Below are 13,633 nucleotides of genomic sequence, written 5' to 3' on the forward strand. Positions count from 1 at the left end.
CCTTTGGCTAATGAGAGTAGCTTTCTGGCTATGACAACCAGCCAGAGTGGCGCGGTCATCCACCTCACGCGGCCCGAGGGTCGAATCGCGTACAGCGACACGGGCGCCGGGCCGCTCGTCGTCGCCGTTCCCGGCATGGGTGACCTCCGGTCCACCTACGACGACGTCGCCCCCACCCTCGTCGATGCCGGCTACCGCGTCGTCGTCGCCGACCTGCGCGGCCACGGCGACTCGGACACCACGTTCCGCACGCACGGCGACGAGGCGACGGGCGCCGACCTGATCGCGCTCGTCGAGCACCTCGGCGCAGGCCCGGCGGTCCTGATCGGCAACTCGATGGGCGCCTCGGCCGCCGTCTGGGCCGCCGCGGAGCGCCCGGACCTGGTGCGCGGCATGGTCCTGCTCAGCCCGTACCTGCGCCAGCCCGGCTCCCCGGGCATGCAGAAAGTCATGGGGGTGGCCTACCGGGCGCTCTTCGCCCGGCCGTGGGGCGCCGCCTTCTGGGGGTTCTTCTACTCCTCGATCAGCAAGGGACGCCGTTCCTCCCGGCATGCCGAGCACGTCGCCGCGATCCGGCGGAACATGAGCGAGCCCGCCCGGCTGCGCTCCCTCCGCGACCTTGCGCTGTCGCTCGACCACTCGGTCGTCGAGGCCCGCCTGGCGGCCGTCAAGGCGCCTTCCGTGACCGTGGTCGGCGCGCTCGACCCCGACTTCTCCGACCCCGCGGCCGAGCTCGACTGGATCACCGGGGCGATCGACACCCGCGGCATCCTGGTCCCGGAGGTCGGCCACTACCCGCAGCACCAGGCGGCCGACGTCGTCGTACCCGCCGTGCTCGAGCTCCTCGCCGGTCTCCCGCCCCTGCCCGCACCCACCACGGCCACCACGGCCGACACGGCCGACATCGCCGACATCGCCGCAGAGACCCGGGACGGGGGCGCACGTGCCTAGGGCGGGCCTGTCCTCCGACGCCGTGGTGCGGCTGGCGGTCGAAGTCGTCGACGCCGGCGGGACGAGCGGGTTCGCCGACCTGACGCTGGCGAAGGTCGCCGCGAAGGCGGGCGTCGCGGCCCCCAGCCTCTACAAGCACGTCGGCTCGCTGGCCGACCTGCGCCGCGAGGTCACACTGATCGCCGTGGGAGAGGTCACGGCAGCCGCCACCTCGGCGACCGTGGGCCGAGCCGGGGCGGACGCCCTCCGCGCGCTGGCGACAGCCTGGCGCAGCTACGCCCTCGACCACCCGGGGCGGTACGCGGCCACCCAGATCGGCCCGGACCCTGACGCCCCCGCCGACGCCGCGCTCCGCGACGCCGCAGCCGAGAGCGTTCAGGTGGTGGTCGCCGTCCTGCGCGGCTTCGGCCTCCCGGACGCCCGCCTGATCGACGCCGTCCGCGCCGTCCGCGCCGGCGTGCACGGCTTCGTCACCCTTGAGCTCGGCGGCGGCTTCCGGATGCGGGAGGACGTCGGCCAGAGCTTCGCGGTGCTGCTCGACATGCTCGTCGCGGGAGTCGCCGCACTCGCGCCGTCCGATACACCTCCGAGCGACACCACCACCGGGAGCCACTCATGACCACCGCCCGCTGGACCCACGTCGCCTTCGTCGCCGCAGGCTTCACCTTCCTCCTCTTCCCCCTGTCGCGGCCCTGGCCGGACGAGACGGTGGCCACCATCAACCTCGCCACGGCTTTCGCGTCCGACCGCTGGGTGGTGGCGCACCTGTTCGGCATCCTCGGCCTCACCCTCCTCGCGCCCGCGCTCCTGGGGCTGCGGACGATCCTCGCCCAGGCCGGTCCCGCCGGCGTCGGCGCCGCGACCTGGGCGCTCGTCACCGCGTGGACCGGCGCCGGTCTGGCGGCGCTCTACTTCGGCGCCGAGATCTTCGGCATCCGCACCATCGCGGAAGCCGCGCTGCGGGACGGCGACCTCGGGCTGCTCGCCGACATCGAGGTGCTGCGCATGCAGCCGTGGGCAGTCACCCTGTTCGCCGCGGGCCTGCTCCTGCTCGCGGTGTCCGGAGTGCTGGTGGCGGTCGCCCTGTGGCGGGCCGGTACCCGCCTCAGGTGGGCCGGCATCCCGCTGGCGATCGGTCTGGTGCTCGTACTCCCCCAGTTCTTCGGTGGGCCGGAGCTGCGGATCACGCACGGGTTCCTCGTCGCCGCGGGATGCGTGCTGGTCGCCGCTGTCACGCGGTCCCGAACAGCTCGGGCATAGTCCCCCGCGCACGACGACGGCCCGGTCGCCTTCTGCTGGAAGGTGACCGGGCCGTCGCTGGTACAGCAGGTGGGTCAGTCGCTGCCGAAGCTGCTGATGATCGTCACGAGACGAAGCAGCTCGAGGTACAGCCAGATCAGCGTCACCAGCAGGCCGAAGGCCGCCGACCAGGCCATCTTGGCGGGCACGCCGGCCTCGACACCACGCTTGATGGAGTCGAAGTCGACGATCAGGGACGCAGCGGCAAGGCCTACCGCGACGAGGCCGATGATCACGCCGAGCGGACCGCTACGCATGCCGAAGCCCTCCAGCACGCCGGTCATCGTCAGCACGAAGTTGATCAGGCTGAAGAGGGCGTAACCCAGCAGGGCGAACATCAGCCAGCGCGTGAACTTGGGCGTCACCCGGACCTTGCCGCTCCTGAACAGGAACAGGCTCACGGCGAAGACCGACGCGGTACCGAGGACCGCCTGCCACACGGCGCCGTCGGCGATCTGGTTGTACATCAGCGAGATCGCGCCGAGGAACGCGCCCTCGAACACCGTGTACGCCACGATCAGCGCGGGGCTCGGGTTGCGCTTGAACGCGTTGACCAGGCCGAGGACCAGGCCACCGATCAGGCCGACCCACAGGACGACGCCCAGCATCGGCGTGGGCACCAGCGTCCACGTCGCCGCGGCCACCACGACCAGGAGGGCGAGCAGCCCACCGGTCTTGATGATCACGTCGTCGTAGGTCATGCGCTTGGTGTCCGCGGTGGTTGCGGACGGCGACTGATACATCGCGTCAAGATCTGACGCGTCCATGGGCTGCTGACCCGCGCCGTACTGGCCGTACTGGCCGGCCTGCGGCGGGGTGCCATATGCGGGAGTCTGGTTGGGGTAGGTGGCGGTGCCGCCGCGGCGGGCGCCAGCTGCACCGGTGCGACGGGGCTCACCGAAGACGTCGCTTCTCGAAAAGACGGGGTTGCTCATCTGCTCCTCCTGGTCTGTCTGACCATCCTAGGGAACGCTGGGCAGGTCTCAGTAGTTCCCAGGTCATACCTTCGGATGAACTCGGTCCGCCCGAGGGATGATCCGGGCGTGTAAAGGGTGCGGCGGACGCCGTCGGCTCCCTAGTCTCTTCATAACCAATCTTGTCGTGACCGACCAGTGGCCGCAGAGGCCACCCCGGCGTGCCAGATGGAAGGGCAAGTGATGATCGAGGCCACAGGCCTGACGAAGAGGTACGGCACGAAGACCGCCGTGGACGGAGTCACGTTCACCGTGCAGCCGGGCCAGGTGACGGGCTTCCTGGGCCCGAACGGCGCCGGAAAGTCGACCACCATGCGCATGATCGTGGGCCTGGACAAGCCCACCGCAGGCACGGTCACCGTGAACGGCAAGCCCTACGCCGCGCACCGCAGTCCGCTCGCCGAGGTGGGTGCGCTGCTCGACGCGAAGGCCGTGCACACCGGGCGGACCGCCCGCAACCACCTGCTCGCCATGGCAGCCACTCATGGCATCCCGACAAAGCGGGTCGACGAGGTGATCGAACTCACAGGCCTGCAGCCCGTCGCGAGCAAGCGCGTGGGCGGCTTCTCGCTCGGCATGGGCCAGCGGCTCGGTATCGCGGCGGCCCTGCTCGGCGACCCGCGCACGCTCATCCTCGACGAGCCCGTCAACGGTCTCGACCCCGAGGGTGTGCTCTGGGTCCGCAACATCGCGAAGTACCTGGCGTCCGAGGGCCGCACGGTCTTCCTGTCCAGCCACCTGATGAGCGAGGTCGCCCTCACCGCCGACCACGTGCTCGTCATCGGCAAGGGCCGCATCCTCGCGGACGCACCGGTCTCCGAGATCGTCGACGGCGCCGCGCGCAAGATCGTGCGGGTCCGGTCGCCGCAGGCCACGGTGCTCGCCGAGCTCCTGAAGGGCACGGCCGCCGAGGTGACCGACGTCGAGCCCGGCCTCCTGGAGGTCCGCGGCACGGACGCCGCCGCCGTCGGCGAGCTGGCCGCCTCCGCGCGGGTCGTGCTGCACGAGCTCACGCCCGTCGCGTCCACGCTCGAAGAGGCCTACATGTCGCTGACCGCCGATTCGGTGGAGTACCAGTCCGAGGCCATCGCGGGCCACGCGGGCACCCGGTCCGACCTCGAGGGGAGCAAGGCATGAGCACGACGGTCACGGCTCCGGCGGGCGGATCCGCGTCGGGCATGACGACGGGAGGGACCTCGGTCCACAACGTCACCTTCTGGCGGGTGCTGCGCTCCGAGTGGATCAAGCTGTGGAGCCTGCGCTCGACGTGGTGGACGCTCGGTTCGACGGTCGTGGTGATCGTCGGCTTCGCGCTGATGATGGCCCTCATCGTCCAGCTCGTCGGGAACGAGATGGAGGGCGCCGCACCTGAGGACCAGGCCGCCATGGGCGGGATGCTCGGCGGGACCATGGTCGTCAGCGCGGGCTTCGAGATGGCGGCCCTCGTGGTCGCGGTGCTCGGCGCCCTGATGATCACCGGTGAGTACTCGACGGGGATGATCCGTTCGACGTTCGCGGCGGTGCCCAGCCGGCTTCCGGCCTTCTTCGGCAAGGCAGTCGTGCTGGCGCTCGTCACGATCGTGCTCATCACCGTGTCGCTCGCCCTCAGCTGGCTCGTCACCTACCCGATGCTGAGCTCGAACGACGCGACGGTCGACTTCGGCGACGGCGGCCAGGTCCGGTCGCTGCTCGGCACCGTGCTGTACGTGACGCTCGTGGCGCTCTTCGCACTGGGGCTCGGCGCCCTGCTGCGGCATACGGCGGGCGCGATCTTCACGGTGGTCGCGATCTTCCTCGTGATTCCGACCATCGTCCAGATCGCCACCTTCGCGGCCTCCCAGCTGGAGTGGGTAGGCACGGTGAACAAGCTGCTGCCCAGCGTGGCCGGGGCGCAGATCACCCCGAACGCCGGCGCGTTCCCCGACGTGCTCGACCCGTGGGTCGGCATCAGTGTGCTCGCCGGCTACACGGCGCTGGTGCTGGCCGGCGCTGCGATGCGCCTGAGGCTTCAGGACGCGTAGCGCATCTCGTCCCGGCCCCGTGGCCCGCACCGCCGTCTCTCCGGACGGACGGCGCGGGCCACGGGGCCAAGGTCTTTTCCCGGGCGGCTATTGATCAGTCCGGCGGATCCAGCGGGTGAGGCCAGGCCAGAGGGGGCGTGGGCCGTTCGTAGGCAGGCTCGGCGACCGGCCCGGGCTGCGGCGGCCACGGTGACGGCGGGCGCCGCTGGGGCGTCTGGTTCTGCGGCTGGAACTGGGGTGGCTGGTGCGGCGCGGGCTGGAACTGCGGCTGCTGCACCGGCGGCCAGCTCGGCTGGACCGGTCCGCCCTGCGTGCGGCGCTGCGCCGCCGCCTCCCGTCCGACGGTCCGGAAGGCACCGGTCGCCACTCTGGGGAAGGCACCGGTCAGCGGCCGGCGCGTGGTGCGCCCGGCCGCCTGGTCCGCCGCTCGTCGCCGCTCGGACCGGCGTTCGAAGATGGTGTAGATCACCGGCACCACGTAGAGCGTCAGCAGGGTCGAGGACACGAGCCCACCGATCACCACCAGCGCCAGCGGCTGCGAGATGAACGCCCCGCCGCCGGTCAGCCCGAACGCCATCGGCAGCAGCGCGAAGACCGTCGCGAGGGCGGTCATGACGATGGGCCGCAACCGTTTCCGGGCACCCTCGCGCACGGCTTGGTCGAGCCCCATACCGTCCTGCCGGTACTGGTTGATCAGGTCGATCAGGACGATCGCGTTCGACACGACGATGCCCACCAGCAGGAGGGTGCCGATCAGCGCGGGCACGCCCAACGGCGTGTTCGTGGCGACCAGCGCGACCAGGGCCCCGACCGCCGCGAACGGGATCGACACCAGCAGGATGAACGGCTGCGCCATGCTGCGGAACGCCGCCACCATGACGATGAACACGAGAGCGATGGCGGCCAGGAGCGCCATCCCCAGGTTCTCGAAGGCCTCTGCCTGGTCGGCCGCCGCGCCACCCACCGACACCGTCGCCCCGGCCGGCAGGTCCGTCGTCCCGATCTCGGCCTGCACCGTGTCGGTGACCGCGCCGAGGTCGTCACCGGCGGGCGTCACCGACACGGTCGCGGACCGGTCGCCGTCGATCCGGCTGATCGACGTCGGTGTCGTCGCGACCTCGACGTTCGCGAGGTCGCCCAGCGGTATGGCGCCGACCGCCGTCGGTACCGGGATCTTCCTGATCTCGCCCATCGTGCTCGGCACCGCACCCGCGGCGAGCGTGACCCCGACCGGACCCTCGGCGGTGTGCAGCTCGCCGATCTCCCGTGCACCGGCCATCGCGGCAGACGCGACGGTGGTCACCTGGGTCTCGGTGAGCCCGTACCCGGCGGCGGCCTCGCGGTCGACGGTCACCTCGACGATCTCCTGCGCCGCCGCCAGGTCGTTGCTGACCTCGGCCACCCCGTCCAGGCCACTCGTCGCTTCCTGCAGCTGATCGGTGGCCTCGGTCAGGATCGCGTCGTCGCGCGCACGGACCACGAGGTCGATCGACGACGTGCCGACGGAGTCACCGGCGGACACGGAGACCTCGGTAGCGGGTTCCTCGGTCAGCCCTCCGACGGCGGCGCGGATGTCGGCTGCGGCGTCCGCGCCGTCGGCGCCCTCGGCGAGGGTGACCGCGAAGGATGCCTTGAGGCCCGCGCTGGCCCCGCCGAAGGCCGCCATAGACATGTCGTCGCTGCTGCCGACGGTGGCCTGCACGCTCTCGACCGCGTCGACGTCGGCCAGCGCGGCCTCCACCCGCTGCGCCGCCTCGTCCTGCCCGGCGAGCGACGTGCCGGGCGCGTAGTGCTGCATGACGGTCACCGTGTCCTGGCCGCTGTCCCCGAGAAAGCTCGTCTCCATGTTCGGGACGAGGGCGGCCGTGCCGCCGAGGATCGCTACGGCGACGGCGATCGTCGCGACCGGCCGGCCCAGCGCGCCGTTCAGCGTCGGCACGTAGATCCGCTGCCAGACGCCGCGGCTCTCCTTCTCCTCCGCCGCCGCCCTGGCGAGCGCCGCGCCGCGGCCCGCCTTCTTCGGCGGGCTGATGAACCAGTACGCCAGCACCGGCACGATCGTCAGTGCCACGACGAGCGAGGCCAGCATCGCTATCGACACGGTCAGGGCGAAGGGCCGGAACAGCTCGCCGACCATGCCGCCCACGAACGCGATGGGCAGGAACACGGCGACGGTGCAGATCGTGGAGGCGGCGATGGCCCCGCCGACCTCACGCACGGCCGCGAGGACGGCAGCGGTCTTCTCCTCGCCGTACGACAGGTGCCGCTTGATGTTCTCGATCACGACGATCGCGTCGTCGACCACGCGGCCGATCGAGATCGTGAGCGCACCCAGCGTCAGGATGTTGAGGGTGTAGCCGCTCGCGCTCATGGCGATGAACGTCACCGCGAGCGACAGCGGGATCGAGATCGCGGACACGAGCGTGGAGCGCAGCGACATCAGGAAGACCAGGATGACGAGGACGGCGAACAGCAGGCCGAGCCCGCCCTCCGTGGCCAGCCCGTGGATCGAGTCCTCGACGAAGGGCGCCTGGTCGAACACGACGGCGGTGTCGACGCCGCGCTCGGTCAGCGTGTCCGCCACCTCGGCCTCCGCGAGCGCCCGCTCGATCGCGTGCGACACCTCGACGGTGTTCGCCTCCGGCGTCTTCGTGACGGCCAGCCCGAGGGAGGGCTCTCCGTCGAGGCGTGAGTAGGACGTCGCCTCCACGGGCGCGAGCTGCACGGATGCGACCTGCCCCAGCAGCGGTGGGCTGTCCGGTACGGCGGGCGCACTCGGGTCGGTGGCGTCGCCCGGGACGACGGGGAGCTGTGCGATCTGGTCGACCATGTCGACGGGCTTGCCGAGCTGGACGGACCAGGCGCGCCCGCCCTCGGTGATCTCGCCCGCCGGCAGGACCACGCCGTTGTCCTGCAGCACGGTGGTCAGGTCCTCGGCGGTGAGGCCAGCGGCGGAAAGCTTCTCCTGGTCGGGCAGGATGCGGACCTCTGTCTCACGCTCGCCGGTGACCGCGACCCCGCGGACGCCGTCGACGTCTTCCAGTGCGGGTACGACCACGTCCTCGACCGTGCCGGCGAGGGCGTCGGGGCTCTTGTCGCCCGCCACGGCCAGCTGGACCACCGGGACGTCGTCGACGGAGCCGGTGGTGACCTGTGGGCGCACGCCCTCGGGCAGGGCAGGCTGGATGCCCGCCACCGCGGTCTGGAGACGCTGGGAGGCGGCCTCCATGTCGGTGCCGTAGGTGAGCTCGACGGTGGTGAGCGAGACCCCGGTGGACGCGGTGGACCGGACTGCGGCGATCCCGTCGATCGAGGCGACGGCGTCCTCGATCACGTCGGTGACCTGCTCCTCCACGACCTCGGGCGACGAACCCTGGTACTGCGCGCTCACGATGCCGGTCGGGAGCTGCAGGGACGGGATCAGCTCCTGCTTCAGCGAGGTCATGCTCAGCACCCCGAACACGGCTGTCGCGATGGTCACCAGCGCCACGACGGCTCGGTTCGCGAGAGACAGCCGGGCGAGATGGAACACGAGGACTCCACGGTGCGGACGAGATTTCGGGCATACGGCGCGACGCCGCCGTCGCGGCCAGGTCGGACCAAGGGGGTGAAAAACGACGGAAGTCACAGAGTAGGGCAGCGCCCTGCGGCGCCTGCAAGCCCGACTGGGGCAGCTTTGCGTCGGAGCCAGTTCCAAAGACTTAGTTGCAAAGGATGTCTTGCAAAGAGATGTTGGCATGCGTAGGGCGATGCACACCTGCTACTCCCCTCACGAGCCCCGAAGCCAGGAGATCGCGATGAGCGTCTACGCCCCCGCCGTCCGCACCACCGTTCCGCAGCGCCTCGGGATGCTCCGCGCTGCCGCGCCCGCCAGGGTCCGGCAGCCCGCTGCGCCGAGGCAGACCGACTCCGAGGCACAGCGCCGCGAGATCGAGCGCGCCGAGCGACAGCGCGCCCACGCCGAGCGGGTGCGCGACAACATGGCGGCTCGCCACCCGCTCGCCCTGCGCTGATCGCCGTGCGCCCTGTGCCCGCTCCTCGGCCCCGGCCACGTCGAGTGGGTAACGTCCTGCCTATGGCGACAGCACGTAAGAACCTCCCGGGCGGGCAGGCGGGACGAGACTCTCGCTCCTCGGCGCCATCACCTCGTATGGTGCCGGACGGCGCCGCGCCCCCCGTCGCAGGCCCGCCGGCCGAGCTCGGCCCCGCAGCACTGCGCGCGCTCGCCCACCCGCTGCGCATCCGCATCCTCGACCTGCTGCCGATCCGCGGACCCCTCACCGCCAGCAAGCTCGGCGAGATCGTCGGCGAGTCCAGCGGTTCCACGAGCTATCACCTCCGCCAGCTGGCCAAGCACGGACTGGTCCGCGAGGTCGAGGGCAAGGGCACCGCGCGGGAGCGCTGGTGGGAACGCACCCCCGGTGGGTTCAGCATCTCCAGCGCGGGCAAGGAGTCCCCCGCGAGCCGGCAGACCGCCGAGGCCGTCAACATCGAGTTCCTCCGCCTCCGCAACGAACGGGTGATGGCCTTCATTCGTTCGGGCCAGGAGGCCGACGAAGAGACCCTGGCGTCGTGGATGGGCTCCACCACGTTCGTCACGGTCAACAAGTGGGCCACGCGGGAACAGGCGGAGGCGGTCGTCGAGGCCTGGGATCGGTTCGCCGCGGAACATCTCGACCCGCTGAGCAGGCAGGAGGGTCTGCCGGGAGCGATGCCGTTCGAGATCCACTTCGACGTGTTCCCCACGATCGACCCCGAGGGCAGACCGCTCTGACGCTCCCGCTCCGCCGCACGGTCCGACGCGCGGTCTGCCATGAGCAGATCTGCGGCGGGCAGAGATCGCTACCCGGCCGGTCCGCACGGGCTGATCGTGGGGACATGACCGAGACAGCGCACACCCAGCCCTTCGACGACCACCTCGGCTCGCGCCTGCTGCACCAGCGCATGGTGCTCATCGGCACCGAGATCGACGACGCCGTCGCCAACCGCGTCACCTCGCAGCTCCTGCTGCTCTCCGCCGAGGACTCCAGCGCGGAGATCAGCCTCTACATCAACTCCCCCGGCGGCTCCATCAGCGCTGGGCTGGCCGTACACGACACGATGAGGCTCCTGCCGAACGCCGTCTCGACGGTCGCCGTCGGGTTCGCGGGCGGCATCGGGCAGTTCCTGCTCGCCGCGGGTACCAAGGGCAAGCGCTACGCGCTGCCGCACGCCCGGATCATGATGCACCAGCCTGCGGGTGAGGCCAGCGGTACGACGGGCGACGTCGTCGTCCAGGCGGAGAACGTCCGGTACCTCGAGGACGTCATGACCCGGCTGCAGTCCGAGCACACCGGACAGCCCGTCGAGACGGTCGCCGCGGACGCGGACCGCGATCGCTGGTTCACCGCCGAGCAGGCGCTGGCCTACGGCATGATCGACAGGATCGTGGACCAGGTCGACGACGTCCGGCCCGGCGGAAGGCGGCGCGCCGGCCTCTGAGGCCTCACGCCGCGAGCAGCGCCGCCTCGCCTCGCCGGCCGGCGCCGGAGGTGCCGGCCGGTGCCGCCTGCTCCGCCTGCAGCGGGTGGCGGGACGACGAGAAGCCTGCCGCACGACGAGCAGCGGACGACAGGACCCGAACCCTGCGGCTCTCCTCCTGCGCCGCCAGCGCGAGGGCGAGCTCGGCCCACGCCCGCTCGACCAGGTCGACGAGCCGCATGCCGAGCGCCTCGCACACGGCGGCGAGCACCTCGGAGGATGCCTCCTTGCGCCCGCGCTCGACCTCGGACAGGTAGGCGGTGGAGACCCGGGCGTCGGTCGCGACGTCGGCGAGCGTGCGCCGTTGCTCACGTCGCGTGCGCCGCAGGATCCCGCCGACCAGGTCGCGCAACAGCGGTTCGCGGGTGTGTTCGAGCGTGCCGGGTCTCGCTCCGGGCCTGCCCTCGTTCGTGGTGCCGGGCCCAGCAGTACGTGCGGTACCTGTTGAGATCATTGCCATCTGCCCACTCCCGCCGTTGGTACCCGTCACGGTACCCAACCCCACTGACACCGAAGGTCGTTCCGGCGTCTGCTCCTGGCGTAACGCCCGACAACGCAGTCAAGGTGCGTGTCAGTGCCTGCTGGCACCATGGGACCACCGACCAGGAAAGGACAGTGGTGTTCGGATCTATCGAGGTGCGCGGAGCTCGCGAGAACAACCTGCGGGGAGTCTCCGTCGACATCCCCAAGCGGAAGCTCACCGTCTTCACGGGAGTGTCCGGCTCGGGTAAGAGCTCGCTCGTGTTCGGCACTGTCGCCGCCGAGTCGCGGCGTCTGATCGACGAGACGTACTCGGCATTCCTCCAGGGCTTCATGCCGTCCCGGCCGCGGCCCGACGTCGACACCCTGTCCAACCTCTCCGCGGCGATCGTCGTGGACCAGGAGCCCATGGGCGCCAACGCGCGCTCGACGGTCGGCACGGCCACCGACGCCTACACGATGCTGCGCGTCATCTGGTCGCGGCTGGGCCAGCCGTACATCGGCGGGTCCAACCTCTTCTCCTTCAACGACCCACAGGGCATGTGCGCCGACTGCGAGGGCCTGGGCCGCGTCTCGGCCATCGACACCGAGGCCCTGGTGGACCGCAGCAAGTCGCTGAACGAGGGCGCCATCACGTTCCCGAACTTCGGGGTGGGCAGCTGGTACTGGAAGGTCTACGCCGACTCGGGCCTCTTCGACGTCGACAAGCCGCTGGCGGAGTACAGCGAGACCGAGTGGCACGACCTGATGCACGGCGCCGAGCGGAAGATCGTCGCGGGCGGCATCAACGTCACGTACGAGTCGCTGGTCCCCAAGATCACGCGCCTCTACCTCGTCAAGGACGTCGAGTCGATGAAGGGTGCGATGCGCGCCGCCGTCGACCGGCTCGCCACGTTCACGGCCTGCCCGGCGTGCGGCGGCACCCGGCTCAACGACCGGGCCCGGTCGTCGCTGGTCAAGGGCAAGCACATCGGCGAGGCGGCGGCCATGCAGCTCACCGACCTCGCCGAGCTCGTGCGCGACCTCACCGACCCGCAGGTCCAGCCCATCCTCGACGGGCTGAGCGACCTGCTCGCCGCGTTCGAGCAGATCGGGCTGGGGTACCTGTCGCTGGACCGCGAGTCGTCGTCGCTGTCCGGCGGGGAGGCCCAGCGCACCAAGATGGTGCGGCACATGGGTTCGGCCCTCACCGACATGACCTACGTGTTCGACGAGCCGACGATCGGCCTCCACCCGCACGACGTGCGGCAGATGAACGCGCTGCTCCAGCGTCTGCGGGACAAGGGCAACACGGTGCTCGTCGTCGAGCACAAGCCGGAGGTCATGGCCGCGGCCGACCACCTCGTCGACATGGGGCCCGGCGCCGGCACGCACGGCGGCACCGTCGTCTACGAGGGCGACATCGCGGGGCTGCGCAACTCCGGGACCGCGACGGGCAAGCACCTGGACCAGGCCGTCACGGTCAAGCAGACCCCGCGCACCCCCTCCGGCTTCCTCCGGATCGAGCACGCGACCCTGCACAACCTGCAGGACGTATCGGTCGACGTCCCGCTCGGTGTGCTCGTCGCGGTGACCGGAGTCGCGGGGTCGGGCAAGAGCTCCCTCATCCACGGCTGCCTGCCGCGCGACGGCGTGACGTTCGTGGACCAGTCGGTGATCCGGGGGTCGCGGCGGTCGAACCCGGCCACCTACACCGGGATCCTCGAGCCCATCCGCAAGCAGTACGCCCGCGCGAACGGCGTCAAGCCCGCTCTGTTCAGCGCGAACTCGGCCGGCGCGTGCCCGGCATGCAAGGGGGTCGGCCTGATCTACACCGACCTCGCCTTCATGGCGGGTGTCGCGAGCCCGTGCGAGGCGTGCGGCGGCAAGCGGTTCACCGACGAGGTCCTCGGCTACACCCTGCGTGGCAAGAACATCGCCGACGTGCTCGCCATGTCCGTAGAGGAGGCGCTGGGCTTCTTCACGGAGAAGGCGATCGTGCCGATGCTCTCCCGGCTGTCCGACGTCGGGCTGCACTACATCTCGCTCGGCCAGCACCTCAACACCCTGTCCGGCGGCGAACGGCAGCGGCTCAAGCTCGCGATCGAGATGGGCGGCGACACCCCGGCGTTCGTCCTCGACGAGCCCACCGCCGGCCTGCACATGCAGGACGTCGACAACCTGGCCGGCCTGCTCGACCGCCTGGTGGACTCCGGCCGGTCGGTCATCGTCGTGGAGCACAACCTGTCGGTCGTCGCGCGTGCCGACTGGGTGATCGACATGGGCCCCGGCGGCGGGCACGACGGCGGCCGGGTCGTCTTCGCGGGCACCCCGGCCGACCTGGCACGGGAGGAGGCGTCGCTGACCGGCCGTCATCTCGCCGAGCTGGTCTCCTGACGCCGGAGCACC

12 protein-coding genes are annotated in these 13,633 nt (G+C 71.0%); 9 read left to right on the forward strand and 3 right to left on the reverse strand.

What is annotated here, in order from left to right; translation table 11 throughout:
• The first annotated feature begins 30 nt into the window (after positions 1-30).
• The 3 genes from ACQEVI_RS08135 to ACQEVI_RS08145 are packed head-to-tail and all read left to right on the forward strand — an operon-like array spanning position 31 to position 2,211.
• Positions 31-951: an alpha/beta fold hydrolase gene (locus ACQEVI_RS08135; RefSeq protein WP_432896668.1), complete on the forward strand. Its 921-nt coding sequence runs from the start codon at positions 31-33 to the stop codon at positions 949-951.
• Positions 944-1,570, forward strand: coding sequence for a WHG domain-containing protein (locus ACQEVI_RS08140; RefSeq protein WP_432896671.1), 627 nt, complete (start codon positions 944-946; stop codon positions 1,568-1,570). The genes ACQEVI_RS08135 and ACQEVI_RS08140 overlap by 8 nt, the downstream gene beginning before the upstream one ends.
• The gene (locus ACQEVI_RS08145) at positions 1,567-2,211 is read left to right on the forward strand and encodes a hypothetical protein (RefSeq protein WP_432896673.1); all 645 of its coding nucleotides are present in this window, start codon (positions 1,567-1,569) and stop codon (positions 2,209-2,211) included. The genes ACQEVI_RS08140 and ACQEVI_RS08145 overlap by 4 nt, the downstream gene beginning before the upstream one ends.
• Before the next feature lie 74 nt (positions 2,212-2,285).
• Here the strand turns inward: ACQEVI_RS08145 and ACQEVI_RS08150 are convergent, their stop codons facing one another.
• On the reverse strand, positions 2,286-3,185 hold the full coding sequence (locus ACQEVI_RS08150) for a Bax inhibitor-1/YccA family protein (protein ID WP_432896676.1): 900 nt from the start codon (positions 3,183-3,185) through the stop codon (positions 2,286-2,288).
• Between the two features lie 222 nt (positions 3,186-3,407).
• On the opposite strand from ACQEVI_RS08150, the gene ACQEVI_RS08155 reads away from it, so the two are divergent.
• Together ACQEVI_RS08155 and ACQEVI_RS08160 are read left to right on the forward strand one after the other, a co-directional pair.
• Positions 3,408-4,361 carry an ABC transporter ATP-binding protein gene (locus tag ACQEVI_RS08155; RefSeq protein WP_432896679.1) on the forward strand — a complete coding sequence of 318 codons (954 nt, stop codon included), beginning with the start codon at positions 3,408-3,410 and terminating at the stop codon, positions 4,359-4,361.
• The gene (locus tag ACQEVI_RS08160) at positions 4,358-5,245 is read left to right on the forward strand and encodes an ABC transporter permease subunit (RefSeq protein ID WP_432896682.1); all 888 of its coding nucleotides are present in this window, start codon (positions 4,358-4,360) and stop codon (positions 5,243-5,245) included. The genes ACQEVI_RS08155 and ACQEVI_RS08160 overlap by 4 nt, the downstream gene beginning before the upstream one ends.
• Positions 5,246-5,339: 94 nt before the next feature.
• On the opposite strand, the gene ACQEVI_RS08165 is transcribed toward ACQEVI_RS08160, so the two are convergent.
• Positions 5,340-8,777, reverse strand: coding sequence for an efflux RND transporter permease subunit (locus ACQEVI_RS08165; RefSeq protein WP_432896685.1), 3,438 nt, complete (start codon positions 8,775-8,777; stop codon positions 5,340-5,342).
• Between the two features lie 265 nt (positions 8,778-9,042).
• On the opposite strand from ACQEVI_RS08165, the gene ACQEVI_RS08170 reads away from it, so the two are divergent.
• The 3 genes from ACQEVI_RS08170 to ACQEVI_RS08180 all read left to right on the forward strand — a co-directional run bounded on the left by ACQEVI_RS08170 (position 9,043) and on the right by ACQEVI_RS08180 (position 10,726).
• The gene (locus ACQEVI_RS08170) at positions 9,043-9,258 is read left to right on the forward strand and encodes a hypothetical protein (protein ID WP_432896687.1); all 216 of its coding nucleotides are present in this window, start codon (positions 9,043-9,045) and stop codon (positions 9,256-9,258) included.
• 62 nt (positions 9,259-9,320) lie between these two features.
• Positions 9,321-10,019, forward strand: a complete 699-nt coding sequence (locus tag ACQEVI_RS08175; RefSeq protein ID WP_432896690.1) for an ArsR/SmtB family transcription factor — start codon at positions 9,321-9,323, stop codon at positions 10,017-10,019.
• 104 nt (positions 10,020-10,123) lie between these two features.
• The gene (locus ACQEVI_RS08180) at positions 10,124-10,726 is read left to right on the forward strand and encodes a ClpP family protease (protein ID WP_432896692.1); all 603 of its coding nucleotides are present in this window, start codon (positions 10,124-10,126) and stop codon (positions 10,724-10,726) included.
• 4 nt (positions 10,727-10,730) lie between these two features.
• Here the strand turns inward: ACQEVI_RS08180 and ACQEVI_RS08185 are convergent, their stop codons facing one another.
• Positions 10,731-11,225 carry a helix-turn-helix domain-containing protein gene (locus ACQEVI_RS08185; protein WP_432896695.1) on the reverse strand — a complete coding sequence of 165 codons (495 nt, stop codon included), beginning with the start codon at positions 11,223-11,225 and terminating at the stop codon, positions 10,731-10,733.
• Positions 11,226-11,380: 155 nt separating this feature from the next.
• Here ACQEVI_RS08185 and ACQEVI_RS08190 point away from each other — a divergent pair, with 155 nt between their 5' ends.
• Entirely contained in the window at positions 11,381-13,621 is a 2,241-nt protein-coding gene (locus ACQEVI_RS08190; protein ID WP_432896698.1) for an excinuclease ABC subunit UvrA, read from the forward strand.
• The last annotated feature ends 12 nt before the right edge of the window (positions 13,622-13,633 follow it).

It is taken from the genome of Promicromonospora sp. CA-289599 (assembly GCF_050936155.1).
In the GTDB taxonomy this organism is placed as follows: Bacteria; Actinomycetota; Actinomycetes; order Actinomycetales; family Cellulomonadaceae; genus Promicromonospora.

What these genes read in the sequence shown, in the direction of transcription:
- ACQEVI_RS08135 (WP_432896668.1), top strand. Translation starts at nt 31, where the DNA reads ATGACAACCAGCCAGAGTGGCGCGGTCATCCACCTCACGCGGCCCGAG.
- ACQEVI_RS08145 (WP_432896673.1), top strand. Translation starts at nt 1,567, where the DNA reads ATGACCACCGCCCGCTGGACCCACGTCGCCTTCGTCGCCGCAGGCTTC.
- ACQEVI_RS08150 (WP_432896676.1), bottom strand. Translation starts at nt 3,185, where the DNA reads ATGAGCAACCCCGTCTTTTCGAGAAGCGACGTCTTCGGTGAGCCCCGT.
- ACQEVI_RS08155 (WP_432896679.1), top strand. Translation starts at nt 3,408, where the DNA reads ATGATCGAGGCCACAGGCCTGACGAAGAGGTACGGCACGAAGACCGCC.
- ACQEVI_RS08160 (WP_432896682.1), top strand. Translation starts at nt 4,358, where the DNA reads ATGAGCACGACGGTCACGGCTCCGGCGGGCGGATCCGCGTCGGGCATG.
- ACQEVI_RS08170 (WP_432896687.1), top strand. Translation starts at nt 9,043, where the DNA reads ATGAGCGTCTACGCCCCCGCCGTCCGCACCACCGTTCCGCAGCGCCTC.
- ACQEVI_RS08175 (WP_432896690.1), top strand. Translation starts at nt 9,321, where the DNA reads ATGGCGACAGCACGTAAGAACCTCCCGGGCGGGCAGGCGGGACGAGAC.
- ACQEVI_RS08180 (WP_432896692.1), top strand. Translation starts at nt 10,124, where the DNA reads ATGACCGAGACAGCGCACACCCAGCCCTTCGACGACCACCTCGGCTCG.
- ACQEVI_RS08185 (WP_432896695.1), bottom strand. Translation starts at nt 11,225, where the DNA reads ATGGCAATGATCTCAACAGGTACCGCACGTACTGCTGGGCCCGGCACC.